Genomic DNA, 26,358 nt, shown 5'->3' with positions numbered 1-26,358 from the left:
GGCCTTGTAGCGAATGAACGAACTACTCAAATTCAGTGATAGTGACAAGGCAAACTAGCTAAGTTGTTATTCACGTCAGCTTTCCAAGATTGAAGAATTTGCCTGGCGGCCATAGCGCCGTGGAACCACCTGATCCCATGCCGAACTCAGAAGTGAAACGCGGTAGCGCCGATGGTAGTGTGGCATTCGCCATGCGAGAGTAGGACACTGCCAGGTACCCAATACAAGAAACCCCGCTCATCGAGCGGGGTTTTTTATTGCCTGCAATTCAGTAAGTCGCCTGATAATTGACCCATCTTATCTCTTCTCCTCTGTTCTTATTGTTACTCGTCGCTGTTTTCTGCTTCCACAAATAGCCTGATGTTCCGCTTGGTACTCTTTCTTCGCTGAACCGCTGTCGCTTTTTCCGGTGGCTCTGGCGTCGTCATATCCTGTGCATCCCATGATCGCCTATACGTCATGATCTCTTGCTTGGGATCTCTGCTTCCTGAGTTAGCCGCCCCTTCTGTTTAAGCCGCAACCCCATCGTCCCTGCTTTCTATGACTGTGTTAATCGGCCCTGACTTTATTCCGAAGAGGGGTTATTGGCGGTACCAACATGCAGGAGTTGTGGTCGCTGCGTGTTGTCGTTGTCGTTGTGGTTTGGGGCTGGGATGTGCGCAGTAACTCAGATCTTCTGAGGTTGATTGGTGATTTTCTGGTGATTATTGAGCCCGCAGGCGGGAAGATTAGGAGGATGTTGAAGAAGACTAATGTGTTGAGAGCTATGAGGAATGACAAATCGCAGGCAAGTAAAAAGCCCACGCAACATGGTTGCATGGGCTCGGTATAAATGGCGGAGGAGGTGGGATTTGAACCCACGGATGGTCGCCCATCGCCGGTTTTCAAGACCGGTGCATTCAGCCGCTCTGCCACCCCTCCGCAGCAGTGCGGCGAATATTACCATGCTGATCCGGCTTGTAAATCCCCGTCCGGTTCGATTGCTGGTTAATTGCGCGAAACGACATGAAAAAGTGGCAATCAGGGCGTCTCAAGCGCTTTTTTGGCCAGATAACTTGACTTGAAAACAGACTCAACCACTATAGTGGCCTCTATCATATCCTCTGCAAGATAACGTTATGACTATTAAAAATGCCCTGTTTTGCGCGCTGGCTGGCGTGACCCTGCTGGCGACGCCGGTACATGCAAGCGAGCTGACCAAAAGCGATGTCGAGCAAATCGTTCGCGACTATCTGGTCAAGAATCCCGAGATCCTGGTCGAGATGTCCAATGCCCTGCGTGCCAAGCAGGAGAGCCAGCAGGCCGAGAGTGACAAGGCGCTGATCAAGGCTCACTCCAAGCAGCTTTATGCCAATCAGGATCCCGAGATGGGGAATCCGAAGGCGTCGCTGACCATTGTAGAGTTTTTCGATTACAACTGCGGTTACTGCAAACGGGCCCATCCGCTGGTCAAGCAGCTGATGGCGGAAGATAAAGATATCCGTTACATCTACAAGCAGTTCCCCATTCTGAGCGAGTCCTCCTACTTCGCCGCCCGTGCTGCGCTGGCGGTCCAGCTGGGTCAGCCTGACAAGTACCAGGCGTTCCACGAGAAGCTCTATACCCATCAGGGCCCGCTCGCTGATGAAGCACAGGTCAAGCAGTTGGCTGTGGCGGCTGGTGTTGACTGGAGCAAGGTGGAAGCCAAGATCAAGGATGGCAGCATTGACCAGAACCTCGGTACCAACCGTGCGCTGGCTGAAGCGCTCGGTATCTCCGGTACCCCGGCCTTCATCATCGGTGATCAGATCCTGCGCGGTGCCCCCCGTGATCTGGCCAGCCTGAAGGGGTTTATCAAGGACGTGCGTGCCGGCAAGAGCATTCAATAAGCAGTTGTCATGGTCGAGGGCCCAGCGCCCCGGCCAGATACAGAAAGAGGGTCGGTATCACTACCGGCCCTCTTTTTTATTATGTCCTTTGGCACAAGTGGTCGTCGCGAAAGGACCATAACAACGTGCTCAGGACCCGGCCTGTTGGCCTCAGTAACAAGTATTAGCAGAGTCGTTCGGAGTCTATTGATAAATATTTTACCTTGCAGAGGCGTGTCGTGAGCATTGCTTAATTCCGGTCAAGATTTTTTCTGCTGCTTGCCTTAGAATCGCCGCCCGTTGCAGGAGAAACCCCTATGTTAGTTGATATTTTACGGCTGGTTTTTATAGCCGGAGGCCTCGTATTCATCTTTATGCTGGTGCAAGCCTGCTGGCGGAAGAAGCAGAGTGGATCCTTTGAGGCGACCCCCTTCTGGCCGGTGGCGTTGATCGGTGGGGTTGCCAACTTCCTCGATACCCTGGGGGTGGGCAGCTTTGCGGTAAAGACCGCCTGCTACAAGCAGTTCAAGCTGATCGATGACCGGGTGCTGCCGGGTACCCTCAATGGGCAGTGCGTGCTGCCGACCGTGACTCAGTCGCTGATCTTCGTCGGCGCAGTCGCGGTGGAGCCGCTGACGCTGATCAGCATGATGATGGCCGCCGCAGCGGGCGCGGCCTGGGGCGCTCGTCATGTGGCCTCGTTTGATCGGCAAACCATCCGGTTGGTGATGGCTATCTCCTTACTGGTCGTTGCAGGGCTTATCTTTGCCGGTCTGCTGGGGCTTTTCCCTGTAGGCGGCGATGCGATGGGGCTCAGCGGCTACAAGCTGGCGATCGCCCTGCTTGGCAATTTCATCTTCGGGGTGCTGATGAATGTCGGTATCGGCCTGTTTGCTCCCTGCATGACGCTGGTTTATCTGCTGGGGATGAATCCGCTGGCGGCGTTTCCGATCATGATGGGCTCCACCGCAGTGCTCAGCGTCTTCTCCGCAGGCACCTTTATCCGCAAAGGGGCGTTCGATGCCAAGGCGGTGCTGGCGGTGGCCATCTTTGGCCCCATCGGTGTGGTGCTGGCCGCCATGCTGGTCAAATCCATGGATATGGAGATGCTGAAGTGGTTGGTTGCCTTTATCGTCATCTATACCTCCTGGACCATGTACGCCTCCTGGCGGGCGGCGCGTCGCTCCCCTGTGCAACTGACGGTGGAGAGCGCAGGCTAGCCTGTACCAGTGCCGCTTCGGCCTTGGCTCCCAGAAAGACATAGAGGCCAAGCGCCAGCAGCAAACCCACCGCACACCCCATCACTCCGACCGCTGGCCAGAGCAGCTCGCTCTGGCCGAGCGAGCCTTTGAACAGCAGCAACAGCCCCTCGATGGAGACCGCGATCAGAATGGCGGCGATAAAGCGGGTGATGGTGCGGCGAATGGCGCTGTGGCGGAAGATATCCTTATGCAGCAGTACCTCCTCTTCCAGAATGGTCTTGCCCAGATCGAACACCGCCAGTGCCAGCGTCAGGAAGATGATGGCGCTAAAGGCGCCGAGCTGGTTCTGCTGCTCGCCGCACAATAGCTGGTAGAGCTGTTCCAGCCCGTGCCAGATCAGGGTGGCGACGATCAAAAACAGCGCCATGCTGAGCACCACATAGACCGCCTTGAACCAGGGCATGGCGCGGCGGCGCTCCCTGTCTCCCATCAACCAACCAATCAGCTGATTCAGACAGACGGTGATCTCCCGTCCTTGCCCCTGCACGATAAGGTGCAGCCGGTTATGGGCCGCCGGTGCCGCAGGCTGGATGCACATCGGCCCCAGATAGTGGTCAATGCTGACGACAAAGGGATACCCCTTGAGCGAGGCAAGGGGGGCACTGAGTAGCCCCTGCAGTAGCGGGGTCAGCTCCTCCTGATACTCCTGATAGCGCCGCAGCACATCGATGGGGCTCATCTCTGCCATATGGACCTCGGTGACGTGGGCTCTTGTGGTGAATTTGCAAATAGTGGGCCTGCTTTATGACAGGGATGGCGGGGTAAGTTGCACCAGAGAATGACAAATCGGTGGATGACGAGGGGGTAATGCACCAGAAATGGGCGTATTGCCGCCCTGTGTGGTGATGGAGTCTCTGTAATAGAAAAGGGCCCATGACGGGCCCTTTGCGACAACCAGCGGCGATTTAGCCAGCCAGCTTGGCGAAGCTGCGTTCGGCGGCGGCCAGAGTGTGTTCAATCTCCTTGTCGCCGTGAGCCAGCGACAGGAAGCCTGCCTCGTAGGCGCTCGGCGCCAGATAGACGCCCTCTTCGAGCATCAGGTGATAGAAGCGCTTGAAGCGTTCCATATCGCAGCGAGTGACCTGCTCGTAGCGGGTGATTTCGCTCTCTTCGGTGAAGAAGAAGCCGAACATGCCGCCCACATAGTTGATGGCGAGCGGGATACCGTGTTTGGCGGCGGCAGCTTTCAGTCCCTCGGCAACACGAGCTGTCTTGGCGCTCAGCTGCTCATAGAGACCCGGCTCCAGCAGCAGATCCAGCATGGTCAGACCGGCCGCCATGGCCACCGGGTTGCCGGAGAGAGTCCCCGCCTGATAGACAGGGCCGGTCGGGGCAATGTGCTGCATCACCTTCTTCTTGCCGCCGAAGGCGCCGACAGGCATGCCGGCACCGATGATCTTGCCGAGGGTGGTGAGATCCGGGTCGATGTTGTAGTGACCCTGAGCACCGCGCAGGGAGACGCGGAAGCCGGTCATCACCTCGTCCAAGATCAGCAGGGCACCGAACTCGTCACATATGGCGCGCAGCCCTTCCAGGAAGCCGGGGACCGGCGGGATGCAGTTCATGTTGCCTGCGACCGGCTCGACGATGATACAGGCGATCTCGCTGCCGTACTGGGTGAAGGCTTCACGCACCGAATCCAGATCGTTGAAGACGCAGGTCAGGGTGTGTTTGGCGAAATCGGCCGGAACGCCCGGGCTGTTGGGCTGACCCAGGGTCAGGGCGCCGGAACCTGCCTTGACCAGCAGGGAGTCGGCGTGGCCGTGGTAGCAGCCCTCGAATTTGACGATCTTGTCGCGGCCGGTGTAGCCACGGGCCAGACGGATGGCGCTCATGGTGGCTTCGGTGCCGGAGTTGACCATCCGCACCTGCTCCATGGAGGGGACGATCTGGCGGACTTTCTCGGCCATCAGCACTTCGATCTCGGTCGGAGCACCGTAGCTCAGCCCCTTCTCAACGGCCTTGATGACGGCGGCTTTGATGGCCGGGTGGTTGTGACCCAGCAGCATGGGGCCCCAGGAGCCGATGTAATCCACGTAGGCCTGACCATCCACATCATAGAGATAGGCGCCATCGGCGTGATCGATGAAGCGGGGCGTGCCGCCGACCCCATTGAAGGCGCGGACCGGTGAGTTGACGCCACCCGGAATGGTCTGGCGGGCCTGTTCAAACAGCTGATCTGATTTTGACATGGATCATCCTTAATGGGATTTTGGTCGTCACACAAGGGATTGCAGCCGATTGAGACTCGGCAGGCCGGAGCATCAGGAGTATGCTTTGCGCTCTCGCCACCCGGACTCTCGGTCTGCTCCCGTGACAAAAATTTAACGGGCCGACTATAGCAGAAAGCCCCAGCCCTGGGCAGCCGAGCAACGCGCCGGGTGATCCTGATCTCAGCTAGCTGACGATATGGTTTTTCCAAGTTGGTGTAACAAGATGGCGCAACAAGCTCTCTCCTCTGAAGCCGATACCTCTGCGCGGGGGCCGCTTTCCCGCATTATCCGGCAAGACAAGATGCCCTTGCTGGTGCTGCTGCTGGCGGCGCTGGTCGGCACCCTGGCCGGACTGGTGTGCGGTCTGTTCGAATCTGGTGTCCACTGGCTGGCAGAACAACGCATCGCCTTGCTGGCCGACCGTCCCTGGTGGCAGCTCGGTCTGCTTGGCTTTGGCTTCAGCGCCTTGCTGGGATTTGTCGGCTACTTCCTCACTCATACCTTTGCCCCGGAAGCGGGGGGGTCCGGCATTCCCGAGATCGAGGGGGCGATGGACGATCTGCGCCCGGTACGGTGGTGGCGAGTGTTACCGGTCAAGTTCTTCGGTGGCATCTGCACCCTGAGTTCCGGCATGGTGCTGGGGCGGGAGGGGCCCTCGGTACAGATCGGCGGCAACCTCGGCAAGATGGTGGCTGATATCTTCCGGCTGCCCAAGGAGCATGGTCATGCCCTGTTGGCGGCTGGTGCGGCGGGCGGTCTGGCGGCAGCCTTCAATGCGCCGCTGGCGGGCATTCTGTTTGTGATGGAGGAGATGCGGCCGCAATTCCGCTACTCCTTTCTGGCCATCAAGGCGGTGGGGATCTCCGCCATCATGGCGACCCTGATGTTGCAGAACATGAAAGGGCAGGGGGCGGTGATCACTCTGCCCCACTACGATGCGCCCGCCCTCAAGGCGCTCTGGCTGTTCCTCTTTATGGGGGCCACCTTCGGGGTACTGGGTTTTGTCTTCAACAAGCTGGTGCTGGCCTGTCAGGATGGCTATCTGGCGCTGCATCAGAACAAGCGCCACCGTTTCGTGGCCATCGGCATGCTGGTCGCCGGGACCTTTGGTGTGTTGTCGCTGTTTGCCCCCTCGGTGACGGGCGGCGGCACCGAGCTCATTCCCCATCTGATGGGGAATGAGTACGCGATGGCGACCCTGTTCCTCATCTTCTCGGTGCGGCTGGTCGCGACCCTTATCTGCTTCTGCTCCGGTGCGCCGGGCGGGGTGTTTGCGCCGACCCTGGCGCTGGGCACCCTGTTTGGCGTGGTGTTCGGCCATCTGTTTCATGCGGCATTTCCCGAGCTGGGTATTGAGCCCGGCGCTTTTGCCATCGCAGGGATGGGGGCGCTGTTTGCTGCCACCGTGCGAGCCCCCATCACCGGCATCGTGCTGGTCACCGAGATGACCGACAACTATCAGCTGATCCTGCCGATGATGATCACCACGGTCGGTGCGACTCTGGTTGCCCAGTGGCTGGGTGGCCGACCCATCTATTCCCAGATCCTGGAGCGAACTTTACGGCTCGCCGCGCGTCAAAAGCGGGGTGATGGCAGCGCCACGGCCAGTTAATTTTTCCCTTTATCGCGTTTGACCCAGGTCCGGGCGGTATAGTGAAGGGAGAGGCGCTGCCGTAAATGGCGTGATAACGGGATGAGGGGCTATGTCCAATCTATTGAAGTTATTGGTCGTGTTAGCCGTTGGCGGGCTCATCGGTTACTTTGTCGGTAACCGTCAGGAGCTGGCCCAGAGCAGTCTGTTGGTGGTGCAACAGGAGACGCTGGATCGTCAGGGCAAGGCCATCGGCCAGCTCAAGACCGAGCTGGGAGTGAAAGATACCCGGCTGGCGACCCAGAAAGCGGCATTCGAGCAGTTGCAGACCACCCTGAAGAGTCAGGAGGCGCAGGTGCAGGAGCTCAAGCGCCAGCTGGCCTTTTTCGAGCGGATCATGCGTCCTACCGGCGAACAGGTGGGGGTAGTGATCGACAACCTGACCTTGCAGGAGACCAGCATTCCCGGTCGCTACCACTATCGTCTCGCCCTGACCCAGCCCGCCAAAAAGCGGGAGCTGTTCCGTGGTCAGGTGCAGATCCGGGTCGAGGGGAGTCTGGCTGACAAGCCGAAGACGCTAACCGGCCGCGATCTCGGAATGAAGGTGAGCGAGTGGCGTTATGCCCTGCGTTATTTCCAGCTGCTGGAAGGGAATTGGCAGTTGCCGGAAGGCTTTGTGCCGGATCGGATCCGTGTCACCATCAACAAGGATGGCAGGCAACCGGCGCAAGAGTTGCTGGTTGAGTGGGGCGAGGTGATCAAGCCGCTGGTCGCCGCACCGCCTGCTCCGGTTCCCGCGGCCGGTTAAACGTGGTGAATACTTGAACTGAATGGTCGGGTATTGGATAATTTCGCGGTTTCCATGTTTGTGGATCTAATGGTTGTGAGGTCAGTAATGAGTGCAGTAGCAGAAGCCCCGCTGCCCATCCAGATGACGGATGCGGCGGCCAACAAGGTGAAGAACCTGATCACCGAGGAAGAGAATCCCGAGCTGAAGCTGCGGGTATACATCACGGGTGGGGGCTGCTCCGGTTTCCAGTATGGCTTTACCTTTGATGAGAAGATCAACGACGGGGACACCGTAGTCGAGAAGAATGGCGTCACCATGGTGATCGATCCCATGAGCCTGCAATATCTGGTAGGCGGCAGTGTGGATTACACCGAGGGTCTGGAAGGTTCACGCTTCACCGTGACCAACCCCAATGCCACCACGACCTGTGGCTGTGGCTCCAGCTTCTCCATCTGATCGGCATTATCGGTCTGATGAAACGGCTCTCGGCAACGAGGGCTGTTTTTGTTTGTGGTGATCAGTGAACGCCATCAAACAGCATTTCTCTGAAACAACAAAGGCGCCTCGATGGCGCCTTTGTTGTTTGCAGGATGGCTTAGCGGGAGCTTGCCGCCGCGACCAGCGGGATCCGGTTCACTGCCTTGCCCATGTAGGCGAGGGTGATGGTCACAATGATGCAGGTGAAGCTCAGCCACATGTAGGGCAGGTAGTCGAGGGTTGCTACCCCCAGAACCCCGGCCATGAAGATGCCGTTGTCGCTCCAGGGCACCATGCCGCAGGTGAGGGTGCCGCCAAACTCGGCGTTGCGAGAGAGGTTCTTGCGCGCCAGTCCCAGTCGGTCGTAGTTTTTGGCCATGATCTTGGGGGTCAGGATCAGCGACACATACATGGCCGAGCCAAACACGTTGGCCAGAAACGCAGTACCGATGGTGTGGCTGGTCAGGCTGCCGACGCTGTTGATGCGCTTCTCGAAGGCGCTGGCGATCACTTCCAGAATGCCGACCTTCTCCAGCAGGCCGCCAAACCCGAGACCGAAGATGATGACCGCGACCGAGCCCAGCATGGACTCCATGCCGCCGCGCCCGAGAATGTTGTCGATAAAATCGATGCCGGAGGTGATGGCAAACGGACTATAAGCCGAGTGCATTGCCTTGACCGGATCCATGCCCTGGAAGGCGATGGCCCAGATCAGGCCAAGCAGGGCGCCGAAGCTGATCACCGGGAAGGCGGGCTTGCGATTGGCCAACAGGCCCAGTACCAGCACCACCGGTACTATGGCCAGTGGGGTAATGTTGAACTGGTTGTCGAGCGCCTCCATCACCAGATTGACCTGCTCCAGGCTGACGTTGCCCGAATACTGCATGCCCACTACGGTGAACAGCACGGCAGTGATGACATAGGAGAGCAGGCTGATGGGCAGCATCCCCTTGATATGTTCCACCACGTCGACGTTGGACATGGTCGAAGCCAGCACTACTGAGTCGGAGAGCGGAGAGAGCTTGTCACCGAAGTAGACGCCGGAGAGCACGGCACCGGCTACCAGCGGCGCAGGCACGCCGAGGCTGTGGCCGATCCCCATCATGGCGATGCCGGCCGTGGCAGCAGAGCCCCAGGAAGTGCCGGTGGCCAGCGAGGTCAGGGAGCAGATGATCAAGGTTGCCAGCAGGAAGATGGACGGGTGAATCACCTTGAGGCCGAAGTAGATGATGCTGGGGACTATGCCACCGGCAATCCAGGTGCCGACCAGAGCACCGACGGAGACCAGGATCAGGATGGCCCCCATTCCCTTGGCAACGCCGTCAACGGCTGCCTGTTCCAGGGATTTGTAATCGTGGCCGAGTTTGATGCCAAGCCCCATGATGACGAACCAGGCGATGAACAACGCCAGCTGGATCGGCAGATCGAGCACGCTGGTGAACGAGAATGCCAGGGCCAGGAAAATGGCCAGACAGGCAAACACCTGTGCCATGCCCGGTAGTCGGATGTGGTTTTGTTGGTTTTGCATAGATACGTCCTAAACTCTTGCTCGCCAAGGTCACTCCCTCTCGTCCTGTGGATACATCGATCCCGAGGAGGCAACCCAAAAAGAGGCCGCAATCTACCACAAACCCGGCGGGTTAAAGCCCCATCAAATTGGCAAAAATGCACATTTGATTGAAAAAATCACAAATTAGTTGATCTCATAACCCGTTTTTGAGCGGCCTGTTGACACAAAGGGTCACATACGAAGCTTGTCTGTGACGCCACTTGCATTCCCAGTAGATGAAGATGATAATTATTATCAATTGTTGGTTGGGGAGAAAACAATGCGCTGGATATTGCGGGGGATGATGTTGCTGGTGGCGGTGGCCGTGCTCGCATGGGGTCAGAATAAAGAGTACGGCACCTGGAGTGCCGGTTTTCTGCTGGCTGCCTGGGTGATGCTGGAGCCCGGATTGCGGCCCGCCTTGATCTTGCTGCCAGTGGCCGGGTTGACCGGTATCGTCACCCTGCTCTGGCAGCAGCCCTGGTTATGAGCTTTTGACGGGAGCCTGCTTGATCTTCTGCTGTGCCACCTTGAGCGATTCGACCACCAGTTTCTCCATTTCGGTACGCTTGGCGTCGGTCAGGAAGTAGATCATGTCGACATTGTGGCGAATATAGTGGGCCGGAAGCTGGTTGAGGGTGAGGCAGCAGAGGTCGGCCATCTGATCGCTGTTGAGCTTTTGCTGCAGCCCCTGTTTCTCAATCTCCTTGAGCACCAGATGTTCGTAAAAGTTGTGAATGTCGGTATCCAGTATCATATGCGTTCCTTGGCATGACGATGAGCGGGGAGTCGTCAAAAGCATAGCCATAACAAGGATTAAAAACAAAAGGCCCATCACTTTCGTGATGGGCCTTTTGCGTAATGAATGGTGCGAAGAGAGGGACTCGAACCCTCACATCCGTGGGACACTAACACCTGAAGCTAGCGCGTCTACCAATTCCGCCACCTTCGCACACTGATTTTCTCCAGCTGGTTTTTAAATGCGGTTGGAGCGCATTGCTCTGTTTTTACATGTCAGAATCATGGTGCGAAGAGAGGGACTCGAACCCTCACACCCGGGGGGCACTAACACCTGAAGCTAGCGCGTCTACCAATTCCGCCACCTTCGCACATTCGGGTTTCCAGTCTGGATTTACATGCTGTCTGGATAAAGCATGGTGCGAAGAGAGGGACTCGAACCCTCACATCCGTGGGACACTAACACCTGAAGCTAGCGCGTCTACCAATTCCGCCACCTTCGCACATTGTGTTACCAGTTTTGATTTACATGCTGTCTGGAGAAGCATGGTGCGAAGAGAGGGACTCGAACCCTCACACCCGGGGGGCACTAACACCTGAAGCTAGCGCGTCTACCAATTCCGCCACCTTCGCACATTCGGGTTTTCTAGTTGGATTTACATGCTGCTGAATCAGCATGGCAGTATTGGTGCGAAGAGAGGGACTCGAACCCTCACATCCGTGGGACACTAACACCTGAAGCTAGCGCGTCTACCAATTCCGCCACCTTCGCATCACTGCGGAGGGGGATTCTATAGAGTTTTGGGGGAGCGTCAACAGCCAAAGGGGACTTTTTTCGCTGTTGACGCTCAAAGTGAAGCCAAGGGTACAAAACTTCAGCAATTAGCTGACGTTTGGCATTCAGTAACGGCCCAATGCGCTCTGATACATCCGTTCATACTGGGTGACCGAGTCAGGCCAGTTGAAGCGGGTGCTCATGGCATTGCGCTGCACCTTGGCAAAGCGTTCCTTGTCCTGCAGGAAATAGAGCAGGCTGCGGCGCATGGTATCGAGCAGGATGGCGGCAGTCGGATCGTTAAAACAGAAGCCGGTGGCATGCTCGGGATCGGCATCCCAATCCACCACGGTATCTTTCAGACCACCCACGGCCCGCACCAGGGGCAGAGTGCCATAGGCGAGGCTGTACATCTGGTTGAGGCCGCAAGGCTCGAACAGCGAGGGCATCAGGAAGAAGTCGGCACCGGCTTCGACCAGATGGGCCAGCCGATCGTCATAGGTGTTGATGAAGGCGAGCTTGCCCGGATAATCCCGGGCCATGGTTTGCAGTTGCGTGGCGAGCGCAGGATCGCCAGAGCCGACGATCACCACTTGTACCTGATGGTGGAGGAATTTCTCCAACGCAGGGAGCAGCAGGGGAACGCCCTTCTGCTCGGTCAGGCGGCAAACCATGCCGTAGATGGGCAAGTCCGCCACGGCCAGCCCCGCCTCCTGTTGCAGGCTCTCTTTGCAGGTCTGTTTGCCAGCCATGTTGTCGATGCTGTAGGTCGCGGGCAGGAATTCGTCGAACTCCGGATCCCAGTCCTTGTAGTCGCAACCGTTGAGGATGCCGCAGAGATCTGCCGCCCGTTGCTGGAAGATATGCGCCATGCCGTGGGCACCGAGGTGAGTCAGCAGCTCCTGGGCATAGTTGGGGCTGACTGCGTTGATCTTGTCGGCGTAGAGCACCCCGCATTTGAGCAGATTGACGTGGCCGTAGTCGTAGTTGATGCGGCGTTCGTAGTCGGCGATCTCGGGCATGGCCCAGAACTGCTCGCGGCCAAACACCCCCTGAAACGCCGCGTTGTGAATGCTGATCACGCTGCGGGTTTGCTGGAAGAAGGGGTTGTGGGCGTGACGGGTTTTCAGCAGCAGTGGCAGCAGGCCTGTGTGCCAGTCATTGCAGTGGGCGATATCCGGAGCAAAGCCGAGCTGCTCGCAGGCATGGAGGGCCGCGGCCGAGAAGAAGGCAAAGCGCTCGCCATTATCCGGATAGGCCTGATTGTTCTCGGCGTAGAGCTGGGGACGATCGAAATATTGCGGGCAGTCAAGCAGATAGACGCAGACGCCATCCAGCTCCATCTGGTATATGCGATAACCGATATCCGGCAGCCCAGGGTGGGTTGGCAACCAGCGTGACGCCACTAATCTGGCCTCATCCCGTCGCTTTATCGTCTTGTAGAAGGGCAACATGATCCTGACATCATGCCCCTTCTGGGCCAGGTACATCGGCAGGGCTCTGGCGACATCGGCCAGGCCCCCGGTCTTGACCAGCCCCTCAACCTCCGAGGCAACAAACAGGATTTTCAGTGGGTTAATAGCCAACTCTTGCTCCCTTAGGTACCACCACGATACCGCCTTCGGATACGGTAAATCGCTCTCTATCGTGGTCCAGATTTTCACCGATAACGGTGCCGGGCGCAATTTCAACATTTTTATCAATGATCGCGCGCCGGATGGAGCACCCTTCACCAATCTTCACATCCCCCAGCAGCACGGACTCACTGATATGGCTGCACGCGCCGATATTGCAGCGGAAACCGAGGATGGAGCGCTGGATCTGGCTGCCCTGAATGAAGCAACCGGCGGAGATCAGCGAGTTGGCGATCTTCACCTTGCACTCGTCGCTGTCGATGAAGGTAGCAGGCGGCAGCGCCGGATAGTGGGTGTGCAGGGGCCACTTGCGGTTATAGAGGGAGAAGGGGGGATTGTCGGCCACCAAGTCCATGTGTGCTTGCCAATAAGAGTCGAGGGTGCCCACATCCCGCCAGTAGACGTGCGGTTTCTCGCCGGGGATGACGTTGGTGCTGTAGTCATAGACATAGACGGGGGCACGTGGGTAGAGGCTCGGGATCACATCCTTGCCAAAGTCGTGGCTGGAGTTCTCCTCGGCGGCATCCCGCTTCAACTCGCGGCAGAGGGCATCGGTCTCGAAGATGTAGTTGCCCATGGAGACCAGCGCCTGGGTCGGATCGCCGGGAATGTGCTTGGGCTGCTTCGGCTTTTCCTGAAAGCCGATCATCCGCCCTTCGGTATCCACCTCGATCACCCCGAATGCGCTGGCCTCTTCGATGGGCATGCGAAGTGCCGCGACCGTCATGGCGGCGTTCTTCTGCTTGTGGAAGGTGACCATCTGGCTTACATCCATCTTGTAGATGTGGTCGGAGCCGAAGATGCAGACATGATCCGGTTCGGCCCGCTCGATAAAGCCGAGGTTCTGGTAAATGGCGTCGGCGGTGCCGTCATACCAGCGTTTGCCCATCCGCATCTGGGCCGGGATGGGATCGATAAAGCGGTCGGTGATGCCGACGATATTCCACCCCTTCTTCATGTGCAGGTAGAGGGACTGAGATTTGAATTGGGTCAGTACATAGATGCGCAGAAAGTCGGCGTTGACGAAGTTGTTGAGGACAAAGTCGATTAGCCGGTAGCTGCCACCGAAGGGGACGGAAGGCTTGCTGCGGGTGGTGGTCAGAGGCTGCAGGCGAGTACCTTCGCCACCAGCCAGGATCATGGTCAAAATGCCTGCCATCGTATTTCTCTCCCTGAATTAACAACATGAAAAGGTTTTCAATGTTCGGTATAAAAACACCCCTAAAGGGGTGGTTTTTATCGTGTGCTTAATACCTTATCAGATGCCGGATGGCGCTCTCTAGCTGTTTTATTGTGCTGCTTACACTTATTTACATTTTGCTCAGATAGACCTTGAATTTGGCATCACTGCTGATCACTTCAGTCCGTTTGAAGTGTGTCTCCAGTATAGGCTGGTAGCGCAAGAAGGCGTTGGCAACAATGGTCAGCGAACCATTTGGCAGCAAAAATTCAGGTGCCTTGGCCAGGAACTGCTCGGTCGCCGCATAGAAGGTTTTGAGACCCGCATGGAATGGCGGGTTGGAGACGATGTGCTGGAAACGGGTGGAGACATCCGAATAGACATCGGAAGCGGTGACCTTGCCCTGCAGACCGTTGATCGCCAGGGTGCGGCGGCTTGATTCGAGTGCCAGTGCGCTGATATCCACCATGTTGACCCGCAGAGCCGGATTGCGCTTGGCCAGCACAGACCCAATCACCCCGGCGCCACAACCGAAATCGAGCAGCTCGCCCTTCATCGGTGGCACTGCAGCCAGCAGCATCTGGGTGCCGAGATCCAGCTCGGCGGCGCTGAAGACGCCGGGCAGTGCCAGCACGGTCAGCTCGGTATCACCGGCCTTGCACTGATAGCGGCCAAACCAGCTATCCAGATCGAACGGGGCGACCGGTTTGCTCAGCTCACCATGATAGAGCGAGCAGCGGCGGGCCGAATCGCGCTTGACCGGCTTTTCGCCATAGGGGGCCAGCAGCTTGTCGGCGCCATTGATGCCGCCGCGGTTTTCACCGGCGAGGAACAGATCGGCACCCGCTTCCAGCAAGGGGGTCATCATGGCCAGCAGGTATTGTGCCTCGGCCTTGGCTTTGGGCATCAGCAGCAACAGGGCATCGAAGCGGGGGGCGCCGCCGAGCTGGTGGTCGAACAGGATAGCCTCGCCGAGGGCGGCCTGCTGGCTGCGGTAGTAGCAGTAATCGGTGGTAAAGACGGTCAGGGTCCGGGCCAGGCTCACCAGCTGGCGGGGGTAGTCATCCTCCAGCGCGCCACAGACAAGTAGCCGCTTGCCGACAAAGAGGGCTTGGTTTCGTTCCAGCATCTGGCTGACGGCACTGATTGGGCTGCTCATCGGGTCTCTCCACGCAATTTTGGGCGGCCATTATACATAGCCCCTTTCGCCTTGACATTTATGCCGTGTTCCCGAAATATGCCCAGACACCATTTTTTGACCAGAGATGACGAAATGCGGTTCAACGGGTTGAAACGAAAGCACAAAAAAAGCCTGAAATTCGGGCCTGCCGACGTTCGCGCGTAACCTCTCATCCCTGAGAAGCTTCAAACCCCGGTTGCGCACATCGTACCGGGGTTTTTTATTGCCATATGCGCGTCATTTAGGAGAAGGAGATCCCATGTTTCAAGGTTCAATCGTTGCGTTGATCACCCCGTTTCGACAGGGAAAGCTGGATGAAGAGGCGCTGCTGCGTCTGGTGGAGTGGCATATCGAACAGGGCACTCACGGCATTGTGCCGGTGGGTACCACGGGGGAAAGTCCGACCCTGACCCACGACGAGCATTGCCGAGTGGTGGAGCTGGTGGTCAAACAGGTCGCTGGCCGTATTCCGGTGATTGCCGGAGCGGGCTCCAACAATCCGGTCGAAGCCATCGAGTACACCCTCCATGCCGAGCGGGTGGGGGCTGATGCCACTCTGCATGTAGCCGGTTACTACAACCGTCCCAATCAGGAGGGGCTCTACCACCACTTCAAGGCGGTACACGATGCCACCGCCAAGCCGATCATCGTCTACAACATCCCGCCGCGCGCCATCGTCGACGTGCAACCCGCGACCCTGGCCCGTCTGGCCGAGCTGCCGCGTATTGCCGGGGTGAAAGATGCCACCGGCGATCTGGCGCGCCCCTGGACCGAGCGCCAGCTGATCAAAAAGCCCTTCGCCTGGCTATCCGGTGAAGATGCCACTGCTGTGGCCTACAACATCGGCGGTGGTCAGGGCTGTATCTCTGTGACCGCCAACGTGGCCCCCAAGCTGGTGGCCGAGGTGCAGAACCTCACGCTGGCTGGCAAGTGGCAAGAAGCACGCGAACTGCAAGAGAAGCTGATTCCGCTCCATCAGGCGATGTTTGCCGAGCCGAGCCCGGCCGGTGCCAAATATGCCGCTTCCCTGCTCGGTTTCTGTAGCGAGGAGTGCCGCCTGCCGGTGATGCCGCTGTCGGAGGCGACTCGCGAGCGCATTCGCAGCGCCATGCAGCAGCTCAACCTGCTGTAATGCAAAACGGGTGAGCCAAGGCTCACCCGTTTTGTTTTCCGCTTTTGTTTCTGGCCTTTGTATTTACGACATCGCCCTACTCAGGTTGCGTGATGCAGCCAGGCGGCGATGGCCAGCTGCAACTCGACATATGCCGGATAGAGGAAGAGCTCGGCAAGCTCGGCAGGCCACTCGTCATGCTCGTCCGATTGGGCTTGCAGATGTGCGTGCAGGTTGGTCAATGCTGGCAGCCAGAGCGCGGGTTGTGGCAGCGTGGCCGCAGTGCGGGCGACCAGATCGATCCCTAGGTACAGGGCCGCGAGTGCCTGCTGTTGAATGCCTTTATCCTGCGGATGCTCCAGCCAGAGCTGCTCGTGATGCTGCCAGTGACGCAGCCCCTCGCTTACCCCCGTTATGCCATCCATACCTTCATGTTCGACCAGCGCCTGCAGGGCCAGCGGTTTGCCAAGACCAGCCAGTCGATAGCCGCGCTGGGCCTTGGATTGGGCGCCGAGACGCAATCCACCAAGCTTGGCGAGGCGTTGGGCCAGTGCAAACAGCGCCGCGGTCGCGCCTGATTTGAGCTCCAGTTCCAGTTCGTTGATGGTGGTGCTGCCCTGACTGCCGACTATCTCTCCCTGATCCCAGGCCAGCTCAATCTCGGCCCCCTCGAAGGCGATCAGCCAATGGCGGCGCAGGAAGTCGGTACGAAACTGAGCGACCAGCTGCTGTTGAATGTGGTCGCGCTCGCTCAGGGTCGGCCAAATCTCATCAGGAAAGGCCGAGAGGGTCGGCAGATCGCCGCTGACGGGAGCGTTGTACTCGGGCCTGGCGTGCAGGCCGCCCACCACCTGGCCGCGGCATTTGATGGTCTGTTCGGCGAAGGTGTCGCAGCGGCGAATGCGTAACCCCATATCCAGTTGGCGCAGAGCCAGGGTCGGCGTATCGAAATAGACGTTGCCGAGCTGCTGTTGTGATGATTCTTTAATCTCAAGAGAATTCAGCAGGTTGGATAACTCGGGTTGAATGTCGCGGGCGACAAAAAACTTTATCTCGATCTCAGTTTGCATAGTCATTCCGGGCTGGCAGGCAACTTTGGGGGGCAGGATTCGGGTCGCGGGGATATAATGCCCGCGAGACGACTAGATTAATTCGCGGTTTAATTGAGGGCGCAGTTCGGTTACCATGCGCGCCTCATAAAATCGTATCGAGTGTTTTTTCACCGACACAGGTTTGGCCATGCCAGTAAATACTATTTTGGGGCTTTTTGCCAAGTCCCCCATCAAGCCGCTGCAGAAGCATATCGTCAAGGTTCACCAGTGCTCCCAGCAGTTGGTTCCCTTCTTTGACGCAGTTGCCGAAGACCGTTGGGAAGATGCCGAGAAGATCCGGCAGCAGATCGCCCAACTGGAAAAAGAGGCAGATACCCTCAAGCGTGAAATCCGTCTGAAACTGCCTCGCGGCCTGTTCCTGCCGGTTGCACGTACCGACCTGCTGGAGCTGTTGACCCAGCAAGACAAGATTGCCAACCGTGCCAAGGATATCTCCGGCCGCATGCTTGGTCGTCGCATGGAGTTCCCCGCCGAAATGCGGACGGATTTCATGGCTTACCTCAAACGTTGTATTGATGCGACCGCTCAGGCCGAGAAAGCGATCGGGGAGCTCGACGAGCTGCTCGAGACCGGCTTCAAAGGACGGGAAGTGGAAATGGTTGCCGAGATGATCCACCAGCTGGATCTGATCGAGGACGATACAGACACCATGCAGATCGGACTGCGCCAACAGCTGCAAGCGGTTGAGCACAATTACAATCCGATCGATGTGATGTTCCTTTACAAGATCCTCGAATGGGTAGGTGACCTGGCAGATCAGGCCGAGCGCGTAGGCGCCCGTCTGGAACTGATGCTGGCTCGTTCGTAATCGACTGACTGGGTAAACACTACTAATGGACATTATCGCGAATTACGGCACTACTCTGGTGCTCGTGGCGGCCTTGTTCGGCTTTTTGATGGCTTGGGGCATTGGCGCGAATGACGTGGCCAACGCCATGGGAACATCGGTCGGCACCAAATCCCTGACCATCCGTCAGGCGATCATCATTGCCATGATCTTCGAATTTGCCGGTGCCTATCTGGCCGGTGGCGAAGTGACGGCCACCATCCGTAACGGTATCATCGACAGCAATGCGTTTGTCGATAGCCCGGATCTGTTGGTGCTCGGCATGATCGCCTCCCTGCTGGCGGCAGGCGCCTGGTTGATCCTCGCCTCCTACTTCGGCTGGCCTGTTTCCACCACTCACTCCATCATCGGCGCCATCGTCGGTTTTGCGGTGGTGAGCATTGGCCCGGAAGCGGTGCAGTGGAGCAAGTTTGGCGGCATCGTCGGCTCCTGGGTCATCACCCCGGCCATCTCAGGTGTCATCGCCTACTTCATGTTCATCAGCGTGCAGAAGCTTATCTTCAACACTGATGATCCCCTGAACAACGCCAAGCGCTATGTGCCGTTCTACATGTTCCTGACTGCGCTGGTGATCTGTCTGGTGACCATCAAGAAGGGGCTGACCCACGTCGGTCTGCACCTGAGCGATGGTGAGGGCATTCTGCTCTCCATCGCCATCTCCATCGCAGTGGCGTTTGCTGGCTGGATCTACATTCGCGGCCAGAAGTACAACCCGCAGGATGACAGCAAGATGCACTTCGCCAACGTGGAGAAGGTGTTCGGCATCCTGATGGTGATCACCGCCTGTGCCATGGCCTTTGCCCACGGCTCCAACGACGTGGCCAACGCCATCGGCCCGCTCTCTGCGGTGGCCTCTATCGTGGCTTCTGGTGGCGAGATTTCCAGTCAGGCTGCCATTGCCTGGTGGATCCTGCCGCTGGGCGGTATCGGTATCGTGATCGGTCTGGCGACCATGGGCGAGAAGGTGATGGCGACGGTCGGTACCGGCATCACTCACCTGACCCCGAGCCGTGGTTTTGCTGCCCAGCTGGCCACTGCCGCGACCGTGGTGATTGCCTCCGGTACCGGTCTGCCCATCTCTACCACCCAAACCCTGGTCGGTGCTGTGATGGGTGTCGGTCTGGCGCGCGGCATTGCGGCGCTGAACCTGGGGGTACTGCGCAACATCGTGGTCTCCTGGATCATCACTCTGCCTGCCGGTGCCATCCTGGCTATCGCGATCTTCTACGTGCTGCAGGCCTGCTTCTCCTAATCGAAGCAGCATTCAGCAAAAAGCCCGAGTCATCGACTCGGGCTTTTTTATTGTGCGCGGGAGCTGAGGTGCTGCTCCCTTTGCATATCAGCCTTAGAGGCTGGCGCAGATCTGCCACAGATCGTACTGGATAGCGGCGGCGGTCACTTCCCGACCCGCCCCTGGCCCCTGGATCACCAGCGGGTTGGTACGGTAGCTGTCGCTCTCGATGGCGAAGATGTTGTCGCACGGCAAGAGGTTGGCAAACGGGTGGTGCGGCTCCAGCGCCTCCAGCCCGACCCGTGCTTTGCCGTCATGCTCGAAGCGGGCCACGTAGCGCAGCACCTTGCCGAGGCGCTTGGCTCCCTCGAAGGCGGTCTGGATCGGGCCATCCAGCTCTTTCAGGCGATCCATAAACTGATCGGCGGTCACCTTGCGCAGCGTGACGGGCACCAGATTCTCCAGCTCGATATCGGCGGAGTCGAGTTCGAAGCCCGCCTCCCGCGCCAGAATGAGCAGCTTGCGCCGCACATCCTGACCGGAGAGATCCTCGCGGGGATCCGGTTCGGTCAGGCCGTGCTGCCACGCCTCGTCCACCAGCTCGGAGAAGGGGCGAGTGCCGTCATACTGCTGGAACAGCCAGGAGAGGGTGCCGGAGAAGATGCCGGAGACCCCCTGAATGCGGTCGCCGCTCTGGCGCAGCATCTGGATGCTGGACTGGATTGGCAACCCGGCACCCACGGTGGCGTTGTAGCGCCACTGTACCTGATGGTCACGGCAGGTTTGCTTGATGCGCTGGTAGAACTCGCTGTCGGCGGCGCCGGCAAACTTGTTGGCGGCGATGATGTGAATGCCGAGCTGGGCAAAATCCGGATAGTAGCGGCTCACCGTTTCGCTGGCGGTCATGTCCAGCGCAATCAGCGCGTCGAAGCAGTGCTGCTCAAGCTGGGAGAGCAACTCCGGCCAGATCAGCGGTTTGGGATTGAAGTTGTCCTGTACCTTGAGGGGGTTGAGTCCCTCTTCATCCAGCAGGCCCCCTTCCGAGCTGAACACACCGTAGAGGGTGAGCGCCAGATTGAGTTCATGTTCCAGCCGTGCCTTTTCGCGGGCGTAGAGGCTCAGCCAGTGGCCGCCGATATTGCCCTTGCCGAACACCACCAGTCCGACCCGGGTCGGGCGGCTGAAGAGGGCGCTGTGGAGGGCGATGAGCAGCGGCTCCAGCACTACCTGACGCAGCACGGCCACCAGACTCAGGCCATCTCGGGCCACCTGTACGAATTCCAGCGGTTGATCTGCCAGCAGCTGATAGAAGCGATGACACTGCTCTGCGTTGTCGGTGACACCGGCGCCGACCAGCGCTACCAGACTGAACCCCTCTTTCTGGATTAGGCCGGTGAAGCTCCCTTGCAGCTGGAAGTCGCGCAGCAGCTCGAAGGCGCCTTGTGCGACTTCGAGGGTGTAGGCGAGACGCAGGATCCGGCGATCCGGCTGGCGCTGCAGGGTGAGCGGGTTGAGACGGTGACGGGCCAGATGGGCCTCGATGGTGGCCACCGTCTGTTCATAGTTGGTCTGCGGCAGCACCTTCAGCTCGATGAGGGCGATCTGATCCACCGAGGAGACGATGCGTGCACCGCCGGAGCGGGGAGCGCGGCGCAGGATGTGGGTACAGCCCTCGTCCGGGTTGTAGCTGCAGCGCAAAGTGAGGCGCTGGCGGCTGTCGGCCACAGGTTGCAGGGTGCGCGAGTGCAGCACCGAGGAGCCAAGACGGGCCAGCTCGTTGGCTTCGGCGAGGCTCAGGCGCTCCAGCAGGCGAGCCTCCTTCACCCGGCGCGGGTCGGCGCTGTAGACACCGGCCACGTCGCTCCAGATGGTGGTGGATTCGCCGTCCGCCAGCAGGGCCAACAGGCTGGCGCTGTAGTCGGATCCATTGCGACCGAGCAGCAGGGAGCGCCCCTCCATGTCGGCGGCTATAAAGCCGGTTACCACGATGCGACCGGCATGCTCCGCCAGTCGCGCCTTGAGCAGTTCGCTGGAGAGGGCGGTATCCACCTTGACCAGAGCGCCATCCTCGGCACGCAGGAAGCTGCGGGCATCGAGCCAGATGGCCTTGTCGCCGCGGCTGGTGAGCAGGGCAGCCAGCAGGCGCGCCGACCACAATTCGCCAAAGGCGAGCAGGCCGTTGCGGGCGAAGCGGTCAAACTGCCCCTCAAGCGTCTTGGCGATGAGCTGCATGTCGTCGGCCAGCTGCTTGCTCAGATCGAGCTGCAGTTCACCTTCCAGCAGGCCGTCGATCAGCGCCTGCTGATAGGCGTGGAGGGCGGAGATGGCTTCGCCAGCAGCTTCGTCCCCCGCTTCGGCCAGCTCCACCAGCTGGATCAGCCGATTGGTGGTCTTGCCGGCGGCGGAGACTACGATCAGTTCATCCCCACCCACCTGTTGTTCAACGATGCTGGCGACCCGGCGATAACAGACCGGATCCGCCAGACTGCTGCCACCGAATTTGTGGACGTGACGTCGCTTCAAGCCTGCTTCTGTTGCCACCGAGATCTCTCCTTGTTGCTGCTGTTCCATTACTTCGCTACCTGTTCTGCCTGCTGCGCCTGTGCAAAAGCCTGTGCCAGATCGGCCACCAGATCTTCACCGTGTTCAATACCGACCGACAACCGCAGCAGCTGGGCGCTGATACCTGCTGCCTGCTGCGCGACCGGGGTCATAGCCCTATGAGTCATGCTGGCCGGATGGGCCACCAGACTCTCCACTCCGCCGAGGGACTCGGCTACCGAGAAGAGGGTGAGGGCCGCGAGGAAGGCGCGAATGCCCGCCTCGCTGCAATCGAGTTCAAAACTTAGCATGGCGCCGAAGCCGGACTGTTGACGGCGCGCAATATCGTGGCCCGGATGGCTCGGCAGGCTGGGGTGATAGATGCGTTTCACCAGCGGCTGCTGTTGCAGGAAGGTGAGGATGCGATCGGTATTCTCCTGATGGGTGCGCAATCTGGGGGCCAGAGTGCGCAGGCCGCGCAGGGTGAGGTAGGAGTCGAACGCCCCGGAAGTGAGCCCCAGACAGTTGGCCCACCACACCAGCGACTCGGCCAGTGCGGCCTCCTTGGCAATCGCCACTCCGCCCACCACGTCGGAGTGACCGTTGATGTACTTGGTGGTGGAGTGCACCGCCACGTCGGCACCAAGGGCCAGCGGCTGTTGCAGCAGGGGGGAGAGGAAGGTGTTGTCCACCACCACCTGCGCACCCACCTCGTGGGCGGCGCTGGCAATGGCGCGGATATCCACCACCCGCAGCAACGGGTTGGAGGGGGTCTCCACCCATACCAGCGCAGGCTTTTGCGCCAGCGCGGCGGCCAGAGCGGCCTCGTCACCCTGATCGACAAACTGCACCCGGTAGTGGCCCTTGGCCGCCAGATACTCAAACAGACGCCAGGTGCCGCCGTAGCAGTCGTGAGGGGCGATCAGCAGATCCCCCGACTTGAGCAGGGCAGTGGTGACCAGATGGATAGCGCCCATGCCGGTGCCGGTGACCACGGCGCCTGCGCCCCCTTCCAGCGACGCCAGCGCGTCCGCCAGATTGGTACGGGTCGGATTGCCGGAGCGGGCATAATCGTATTGACGGGGCTCGCCAAAGTCGGCAAAGGTGTAGTTGCTGGAGAGGTAGATGGGGGGCACCACGGCACCGTGCTGCTGGTCTGTCTCAATCCCGGTGCGAACCGCCAGGGTGGCCTTGTGGGTCATGTTTCTCTCCTTGATGTCTCTTTACACGCCGGCATCTTGCTGCCACGCGCCATCCCGCCATTGCGGGCTCATGGACAACCACACTACGCCAGCTTAAAAAAGCCGTCAACACTTCCAGACGTCTAAATGGCTTTGCTGTTGGATTGCCATTAATTTCCTTAAGGGTTAAAATCCGCGCTCACGGCTAAATGAGAACAGGTGAGTCATGGGAACAGAGTGGAACGGCGACTACGTCAGCCCCTACGCGGAACACGGTAAGAAGAGCGAACAGGTCAAGAAGATTACCGTCTCGATCCCGCTCAAGGTGTTGAAAGTGTTGACCGATGAGCGCACCCGCCGTCAGGTGAACAACCTGCGTCATGCGACCAACAGCGAGCTGCTCTGTGAAGCCTTCCTGCACGCTTTCACCGGCCAGCCGCTCCCTTGCGACGAAGACTTGCGCAAGGATCAACCGGACAGTGTCCCGGCCGAAGCGCGCGCCATCATGGAAGCGCTGGGCAAAGAGATCGAAGATTTCGACAAGGAATAACCCCCAATGACGCGGCCCTGGCCGCGTCATTGCTATCTGCCATGTCCCGCTTCAGCCTGCGCCACTATCACCACCACGTCTGCAGCCATAGCCACGACTTTGCCCAGCTGGTGATCCCCCTCGACGGCCCCCTCGAGATCGAGGTGCAGGGCCGAGGGCACAGGCTTGTCCCCGGTTCTGCCTGCATCATCGCTCCCAGCGAGCGGCACGATTATGCCGCCGATCCGGCGCTTTCGTTTCTGGTGCAGGAGAGCGACTGGCTGCCCGGCGATCTGGCGGCCCGCCCCTTTATCGAGCTGGATGAACCCCAGCGTCACTACCTCGCTTTTCTGCACCGCATGGTGGCCGAGGGGCGGCAGGTGGCGGGCATGGAGCAGGTGTGGCTCTCCCTGCTGGCGGAAGGGCAGGGGATGCAGAGCGCAGCCATTCCACGCCTTGCCGCCCGCATCCTCAAGGTGCAACGCCATATCGATGCCAACCTCGCCGCCCCGCTGACCAATCAGCAACTCGCCGCCATCGCCTGCCTTGGCCAGAGCCAGTTCAAGCTCGCCTTTCGCCAGCAGTTGGGGGTGAGCGTCTCCCACTACATTCGCAGTCGGCGCATGGCGCTGGCGTGTACCCTGCTTGCCAGCACGCAGCTGCCCGTCGGCGAGATTGCCAGCCGTTGTGGTTACCAGAATCAGGGGGCCTTCAGCGAGCGCTTCCTGGCCGAGATCGGGCTCACTCCATCCCTCTGGCGCCAACAAAACGGCCGCCTGCCGTAACGAAACGGCTGATCGCCGAAGACGGGATGCTCTCTTTGGGCCATGCTGCGGGTCATGCAAGGTGCACGATAAACAGGAGCCGAAATGGAGACGATTAGCTGGCAGGATTTCGAGATGGTGGAGCTCCGGGTGGGCACCCTGGTGCGGGTCGAGCCGTTCCCCGAGGCGCGCAAACCGGCCTACAAGGTGTGGGCGGATTTTGGCCCTGAACTGGGGATTCGCAAGAGCAGCGCCCAGATCACCGCACTCTACCAGCCAGAGCAGCTGGTGGGCCGCCAGATCATCGCCGTAGTCAACTTCCCGACCAAACAGATAGGGCCGTTTCAGTCTGAATTTCTGCTGACCGGTTTCTATCGGCCGGATGGCGCCGTAGTGATGGCCATTCCCGAGCGGGCGGTGGAGAACGGCGCCAGGCTGGGCTGAGTTCACACCCGAACAGAGACAAGAGAGGCGACCCAAGGTCGCCTCTCTTTTTTGTTTTCTGCTGCGGTTACTTCAACAGGCTGAAGATCAGCGCCGATACCGCCAGCGAACCGGTCAGCAGGATAAAGCCGTTGGTCCAGCCGTGACGGAAGCGGGCCAGCGCCTCCACCTTGTAGATGGCAATCACCGGCATGATGAACAGGATCATGGCGATGACCGGGCCGGAGAGGGTCTCCATCAGCCCCAGAATCCCCGGGTTGATGACGGCGGCCCCCCAGATAGAGAAGAACATCAGGGCGATGCCGACTTTGTCCGCCTTGGCCAGCGGCAGGCCGGTGGGCTTGGCGATCAGGCTTTTGAGGCTTTCGCGGGCACCGAGGAAGTGGCCGAGGAAGGAGGAGCTGATGGCGATAAAGGCGATGAGCGGTCCCAGAGTCACGATCACCGGGTTGTCGGTGATGTTGGCGAGATAGGAGAGCACAGAGACGTTCTGGGCCTTGGCTTCGGCCAGCTGGGCTGGCGAGAGGCTCAGCACGCAGGAGAAGACGAAGAAGAGCACGAAGCCCACCAGCATTACTGTGGTGTTGCGCAGGATCAGGCCGCTCTTGGCTTCCGCCTGCTCGCCATATTCACGGCGCTGCACGTTGGCAAAGCCGGAGATGGCGGCGGCATGGCTGAAGGCGAACACGGTGACCGGCAGCGCCAGCCAGACGGTGTTGAGGAAGCTGACCCCTTCAAACGCCGTCACTTCCGGCCATTGCCACTGAGGGATCAGGTAGCAGGAGAGGGCCGCCAGAATGGCCGCCAGCGGATAAACCATAAAGGCGAAGGCGCGCAGCATCGCTTTCTCACCCGCCAGCATCACGGCGATCATGGCAAATACCAGCACGCCGGAGAGCATCACCCGATCCGGAGCCGCCATGCCGAGCTGGTTGACCATAAAGCTCTCCACCGTGTTGGTCAGTCCGACCCCGTAGATGAGCAGGATCGGGAAGATGGAGAGGAAATAGAGCGCCGAGATGAGGCGACCGGCCATCTTGCCGAAATGCTCCTCCGCCACTTCGGTGAAGTCGGCGTGGGGGCGTGAAGAGGAGAGCACGAAGCGCGCCAGTCCGCGGTGGGCCAGGAAGGTCATGGGGCCTGCCAGTACCGCGACGATGACGAGAGGCCAGATGCCGCCCAGACCCAGATTGATAGGCAGGAACAGGATGCCGGCGCCAACGGCGGTGCCAAACAAGCTGATAACCCAGTGGGTGTCGTGACGGCGCCAGCGGGTGATGCTGGCCGTGGTGGAGCAGGAACCGGATAGCTCCTTGGTAGCCTCTACAGATAAACTCATTACTAATTCACTTTTTGTTAGTG

The 26,358-nt window shown here is 59.3% G+C and carries 23 protein-coding genes, 6 tRNA genes and 1 rRNA gene; 13 read left to right on the top strand and 17 right to left on the bottom strand.

Annotated elements, in window-relative coordinates:
* Window positions 1-101: 101 nt before the first annotated feature.
* Window positions 102-216: ribosomal RNA gene (rrf, locus tag AB5Z02_RS17505) — 5S ribosomal RNA — on the top strand.
* Window positions 217-833: 617 nt separating this feature from the next.
* Here the strand turns inward: rrf and AB5Z02_RS17500 are convergent.
* Window positions 834-921, bottom strand: a tRNA-Ser gene (locus tag AB5Z02_RS17500).
* A gap of 197 nt (window positions 922-1,118) precedes the next feature.
* Between AB5Z02_RS17500 and AB5Z02_RS17495 the strand changes: the two genes are divergently transcribed.
* Complete coding sequence (locus tag AB5Z02_RS17495) at window positions 1,119-1,868, top strand: DsbA family protein (protein WP_042084194.1); 750 nt, start codon at window positions 1,119-1,121, stop codon at window positions 1,866-1,868.
* A gap of 296 nt (window positions 1,869-2,164) precedes the next feature.
* A complete protein-coding gene (locus AB5Z02_RS17490) occupies window positions 2,165-3,067 on the top strand; it encodes a sulfite exporter TauE/SafE family protein (protein ID WP_064338862.1) in 903 nt (300 codons plus the stop codon).
* On the opposite strand, the gene AB5Z02_RS17485 is transcribed toward AB5Z02_RS17490, so the two are convergent.
* Together AB5Z02_RS17485 and hemL are read right to left on the bottom strand one after the other, a co-directional pair.
* Window positions 2,982-3,797 carry a hypothetical protein gene (locus tag AB5Z02_RS17485; protein ID WP_368216552.1) on the bottom strand — a complete coding sequence of 272 codons (816 nt, stop codon included), beginning with the start codon at window positions 3,795-3,797 and terminating at the stop codon, window positions 2,982-2,984. The two genes, AB5Z02_RS17490 and AB5Z02_RS17485, sit on opposite strands and share 86 nt — an antisense overlap.
* Before the next feature lie 217 nt (window positions 3,798-4,014).
* Window positions 4,015-5,301 (bottom strand): glutamate-1-semialdehyde 2,1-aminomutase, encoded by a 1,287-nt coding sequence (gene hemL / locus AB5Z02_RS17480; protein ID WP_064341840.1) that lies wholly within the window; start codon window positions 5,299-5,301, stop codon window positions 4,015-4,017.
* A 244-nt stretch (window positions 5,302-5,545) separates the two neighbouring features.
* Between hemL and clcA the strand changes: the two genes are divergently transcribed.
* The 3 genes from clcA (at window position 5,546) to erpA (ending at window position 8,159) form a co-directional block, all read left to right on the top strand.
* On the top strand, window positions 5,546-6,934 hold the full coding sequence (gene clcA / locus AB5Z02_RS17475) for a H(+)/Cl(-) exchange transporter ClcA (protein ID WP_368216551.1): 1,389 nt from the start codon (window positions 5,546-5,548) through the stop codon (window positions 6,932-6,934).
* A gap of 91 nt (window positions 6,935-7,025) precedes the next feature.
* On the top strand, window positions 7,026-7,721 hold the full coding sequence (locus AB5Z02_RS17470) for a DUF6776 family protein (RefSeq protein ID WP_005340216.1): 696 nt from the start codon (window positions 7,026-7,028) through the stop codon (window positions 7,719-7,721).
* A gap of 87 nt (window positions 7,722-7,808) precedes the next feature.
* A complete protein-coding gene (gene erpA, locus AB5Z02_RS17465; protein ID WP_005340225.1) occupies window positions 7,809-8,159 on the top strand; it encodes an iron-sulfur cluster insertion protein ErpA in 351 nt (116 codons plus the stop codon).
* Between the two features lie 139 nt (window positions 8,160-8,298).
* Here erpA and nhaC read toward each other — a convergent pair whose 3' ends face one another.
* Complete coding sequence (gene nhaC / locus AB5Z02_RS17460) at window positions 8,299-9,708, bottom strand: Na+/H+ antiporter NhaC (protein ID WP_005357819.1); 1,410 nt, start codon at window positions 9,706-9,708, stop codon at window positions 8,299-8,301.
* Between the two features lie 301 nt (window positions 9,709-10,009).
* On the opposite strand from nhaC, the gene AB5Z02_RS17455 reads away from it, so the two are divergent.
* A complete protein-coding gene (locus AB5Z02_RS17455; protein ID WP_150998521.1) occupies window positions 10,010-10,219 on the top strand; it encodes a hypothetical protein in 210 nt (69 codons plus the stop codon).
* Here the strand turns inward: AB5Z02_RS17455 and AB5Z02_RS17450 are convergent.
* The 9 genes from AB5Z02_RS17450 to rsmC form a co-directional block, all read right to left on the bottom strand.
* Window positions 10,214-10,486, bottom strand: a complete 273-nt coding sequence (locus AB5Z02_RS17450; protein WP_005343036.1) for a late competence development ComFB family protein — start codon at window positions 10,484-10,486, stop codon at window positions 10,214-10,216. The genes AB5Z02_RS17455 and AB5Z02_RS17450 overlap by 6 nt on opposite strands.
* Before the next feature lie 109 nt (window positions 10,487-10,595).
* Window positions 10,596-10,681, bottom strand: a tRNA-Leu gene (locus AB5Z02_RS17445).
* Between the two features lie 71 nt (window positions 10,682-10,752).
* Window positions 10,753-10,838, bottom strand: a tRNA-Leu gene (locus AB5Z02_RS17440).
* 46 nt (window positions 10,839-10,884) lie between these two features.
* Window positions 10,885-10,970 (bottom strand) — tRNA-Leu (locus AB5Z02_RS17435).
* A 44-nt stretch (window positions 10,971-11,014) separates the two neighbouring features.
* Window positions 11,015-11,100 (bottom strand) — tRNA-Leu (locus tag AB5Z02_RS17430).
* A gap of 53 nt (window positions 11,101-11,153) precedes the next feature.
* Window positions 11,154-11,239, bottom strand: a tRNA-Leu gene (locus AB5Z02_RS17425).
* Window positions 11,240-11,367: 128 nt separating this feature from the next.
* The gene (gene glgA / locus AB5Z02_RS17420) at window positions 11,368-12,828 is read right to left on the bottom strand and encodes a glycogen synthase GlgA (RefSeq protein WP_100646942.1); all 1,461 of its coding nucleotides are present in this window, start codon (window positions 12,826-12,828) and stop codon (window positions 11,368-11,370) included.
* Window positions 12,818-14,035 carry a glucose-1-phosphate adenylyltransferase gene (glgC, locus tag AB5Z02_RS17415; RefSeq protein ID WP_005340236.1) on the bottom strand — a complete coding sequence of 406 codons (1,218 nt, stop codon included), beginning with the start codon at window positions 14,033-14,035 and terminating at the stop codon, window positions 12,818-12,820. Before glgC ends, glgA begins: the two co-directional genes overlap by 11 nt.
* A 151-nt stretch (window positions 14,036-14,186) precedes the next feature.
* The gene (rsmC, locus tag AB5Z02_RS17410; protein WP_368216550.1) at window positions 14,187-15,215 is read right to left on the bottom strand and encodes a 16S rRNA (guanine(1207)-N(2))-methyltransferase RsmC; all 1,029 of its coding nucleotides are present in this window, start codon (window positions 15,213-15,215) and stop codon (window positions 14,187-14,189) included.
* A 280-nt stretch (window positions 15,216-15,495) separates the two neighbouring features.
* On the opposite strand from rsmC, the gene dapA reads away from it, so the two are divergent.
* The gene (dapA, locus tag AB5Z02_RS17405) at window positions 15,496-16,368 is read left to right on the top strand and encodes a 4-hydroxy-tetrahydrodipicolinate synthase (protein WP_368216549.1); all 873 of its coding nucleotides are present in this window, start codon (window positions 15,496-15,498) and stop codon (window positions 16,366-16,368) included.
* A gap of 80 nt (window positions 16,369-16,448) precedes the next feature.
* Here the strand turns inward: dapA and AB5Z02_RS17400 are convergent, their stop codons facing one another.
* Window positions 16,449-17,417, bottom strand: a complete 969-nt coding sequence (locus tag AB5Z02_RS17400) for an inorganic triphosphatase (protein ID WP_368216548.1) — start codon at window positions 17,415-17,417, stop codon at window positions 16,449-16,451.
* 169 nt (window positions 17,418-17,586) lie between these two features.
* Between AB5Z02_RS17400 and AB5Z02_RS17395 the strand changes: the two genes are divergently transcribed.
* Both AB5Z02_RS17395 and AB5Z02_RS17390 read left to right on the top strand, forming a co-directional pair.
* Window positions 17,587-18,267 (top strand): TIGR00153 family protein, encoded by a 681-nt coding sequence (locus AB5Z02_RS17395; protein WP_005340244.1) that lies wholly within the window; start codon window positions 17,587-17,589, stop codon window positions 18,265-18,267.
* A gap of 25 nt (window positions 18,268-18,292) precedes the next feature.
* On the top strand, window positions 18,293-19,558 hold the full coding sequence (locus AB5Z02_RS17390) for an inorganic phosphate transporter (protein ID WP_005343043.1): 1,266 nt from the start codon (window positions 18,293-18,295) through the stop codon (window positions 19,556-19,558).
* Window positions 19,559-19,651: 93 nt separating this feature from the next.
* Here the strand turns inward: AB5Z02_RS17390 and AB5Z02_RS17385 are convergent, their stop codons facing one another.
* Window positions 19,652-22,108 (bottom strand): bifunctional aspartate kinase/homoserine dehydrogenase II, encoded by a 2,457-nt coding sequence (locus tag AB5Z02_RS17385; protein ID WP_368216547.1) that lies wholly within the window; start codon window positions 22,106-22,108, stop codon window positions 19,652-19,654.
* Window positions 22,108-23,280 (bottom strand): cystathionine gamma-synthase, encoded by a 1,173-nt coding sequence (gene metB, locus AB5Z02_RS17380; RefSeq protein WP_368216546.1) that lies wholly within the window; start codon window positions 23,278-23,280, stop codon window positions 22,108-22,110. Before metB ends, AB5Z02_RS17385 begins: the two co-directional genes overlap by 1 nt.
* Window positions 23,281-23,485: 205 nt before the next feature.
* Here metB and metJ point away from each other — a divergent pair, with 205 nt between their 5' ends.
* From metJ to AB5Z02_RS17365, 3 genes are all read left to right on the top strand, one after another.
* Entirely contained in the window at window positions 23,486-23,809 is a 324-nt protein-coding gene (gene metJ / locus AB5Z02_RS17375) for a met regulon transcriptional regulator MetJ (protein ID WP_005340251.1), read from the top strand.
* A gap of 41 nt (window positions 23,810-23,850) precedes the next feature.
* Entirely contained in the window at window positions 23,851-24,573 is a 723-nt protein-coding gene (locus AB5Z02_RS17370) for an AraC family transcriptional regulator (protein WP_231720287.1), read from the top strand.
* An 84-nt stretch (window positions 24,574-24,657) separates the two neighbouring features.
* A complete protein-coding gene (locus tag AB5Z02_RS17365; protein WP_069530010.1) occupies window positions 24,658-24,996 on the top strand; it encodes a tRNA-binding protein in 339 nt (112 codons plus the stop codon).
* Window positions 24,997-25,063: 67 nt separating this feature from the next.
* Here AB5Z02_RS17365 and AB5Z02_RS17360 read toward each other — a convergent pair whose 3' ends face one another.
* Window positions 25,064-26,335 carry an aromatic amino acid transport family protein gene (locus AB5Z02_RS17360; RefSeq protein WP_231720286.1) on the bottom strand — a complete coding sequence of 424 codons (1,272 nt, stop codon included), beginning with the start codon at window positions 26,333-26,335 and terminating at the stop codon, window positions 25,064-25,066.
* Between the last annotated feature and the right edge of the window lie 23 nt (window positions 26,336-26,358).

Origin of the sequence: Aeromonas sp. R2-3, assembly GCF_040908375.1 — a bacterium.
In the GTDB taxonomy this organism is placed as follows: Bacteria; Pseudomonadota; Gammaproteobacteria; order Enterobacterales; family Aeromonadaceae; genus Aeromonas; species Aeromonas veronii.
The sequence above is the reverse complement of the archived record's forward strand: the minus strand, read 5'-3'. Positions and strand labels throughout refer to the sequence as shown.

Excerpts from the sequence above, each read along its gene's own strand:
- AB5Z02_RS17495 (WP_042084194.1), top strand. The coding sequence starts at position 1,119 with ATGACTATTAAAAATGCCCTGTTTTGCGCGCTGGCTGGCGTGACCCTG.
- AB5Z02_RS17490 (WP_064338862.1), top strand. The coding sequence starts at position 2,165 with ATGTTAGTTGATATTTTACGGCTGGTTTTTATAGCCGGAGGCCTCGTA.
- AB5Z02_RS17485 (WP_368216552.1), bottom strand. The coding sequence starts at position 3,797 with ATGGCAGAGATGAGCCCCATCGATGTGCTGCGGCGCTATCAGGAGTAT.
- hemL (WP_064341840.1), bottom strand. The coding sequence starts at position 5,301 with ATGTCAAAATCAGATCAGCTGTTTGAACAGGCCCGCCAGACCATTCCG.
- clcA (WP_368216551.1), top strand. The coding sequence starts at position 5,546 with ATGGCGCAACAAGCTCTCTCCTCTGAAGCCGATACCTCTGCGCGGGGG.
- AB5Z02_RS17470 (WP_005340216.1), top strand. The coding sequence starts at position 7,026 with ATGTCCAATCTATTGAAGTTATTGGTCGTGTTAGCCGTTGGCGGGCTC.
- erpA (WP_005340225.1), top strand. The coding sequence starts at position 7,809 with ATGAGTGCAGTAGCAGAAGCCCCGCTGCCCATCCAGATGACGGATGCG.
- nhaC (WP_005357819.1), bottom strand. The coding sequence starts at position 9,708 with ATGCAAAACCAACAAAACCACATCCGACTACCGGGCATGGCACAGGTG.
- AB5Z02_RS17455 (WP_150998521.1), top strand. The coding sequence starts at position 10,010 with ATGCGCTGGATATTGCGGGGGATGATGTTGCTGGTGGCGGTGGCCGTG.
- AB5Z02_RS17450 (WP_005343036.1), bottom strand. The coding sequence starts at position 10,486 with ATGATACTGGATACCGACATTCACAACTTTTACGAACATCTGGTGCTC.
- glgC (WP_005340236.1), bottom strand. The coding sequence starts at position 14,035 with ATGGCAGGCATTTTGACCATGATCCTGGCTGGTGGCGAAGGTACTCGC.
- rsmC (WP_368216550.1), bottom strand. The coding sequence starts at position 15,215 with ATGAGCAGCCCAATCAGTGCCGTCAGCCAGATGCTGGAACGAAACCAA.
- dapA (WP_368216549.1), top strand. The coding sequence starts at position 15,496 with ATGTTTCAAGGTTCAATCGTTGCGTTGATCACCCCGTTTCGACAGGGA.
- AB5Z02_RS17400 (WP_368216548.1), bottom strand. The coding sequence starts at position 17,417 with ATGCAAACTGAGATCGAGATAAAGTTTTTTGTCGCCCGCGACATTCAA.
- AB5Z02_RS17395 (WP_005340244.1), top strand. The coding sequence starts at position 17,587 with ATGCCAGTAAATACTATTTTGGGGCTTTTTGCCAAGTCCCCCATCAAG.
- AB5Z02_RS17390 (WP_005343043.1), top strand. The coding sequence starts at position 18,293 with ATGGACATTATCGCGAATTACGGCACTACTCTGGTGCTCGTGGCGGCC.
- AB5Z02_RS17385 (WP_368216547.1), bottom strand. The coding sequence starts at position 22,108 with ATGGAACAGCAGCAACAAGGAGAGATCTCGGTGGCAACAGAAGCAGGC.
- metB (WP_368216546.1), bottom strand. The coding sequence starts at position 23,280 with ATGACCCACAAGGCCACCCTGGCGGTTCGCACCGGGATTGAGACAGAC.
- metJ (WP_005340251.1), top strand. The coding sequence starts at position 23,486 with ATGGGAACAGAGTGGAACGGCGACTACGTCAGCCCCTACGCGGAACAC.
- AB5Z02_RS17370 (WP_231720287.1), top strand. The coding sequence starts at position 23,851 with ATGTCCCGCTTCAGCCTGCGCCACTATCACCACCACGTCTGCAGCCAT.
- AB5Z02_RS17365 (WP_069530010.1), top strand. The coding sequence starts at position 24,658 with ATGGAGACGATTAGCTGGCAGGATTTCGAGATGGTGGAGCTCCGGGTG.
- AB5Z02_RS17360 (WP_231720286.1), bottom strand. The coding sequence starts at position 26,335 with ATGAGTTTATCTGTAGAGGCTACCAAGGAGCTATCCGGTTCCTGCTCC.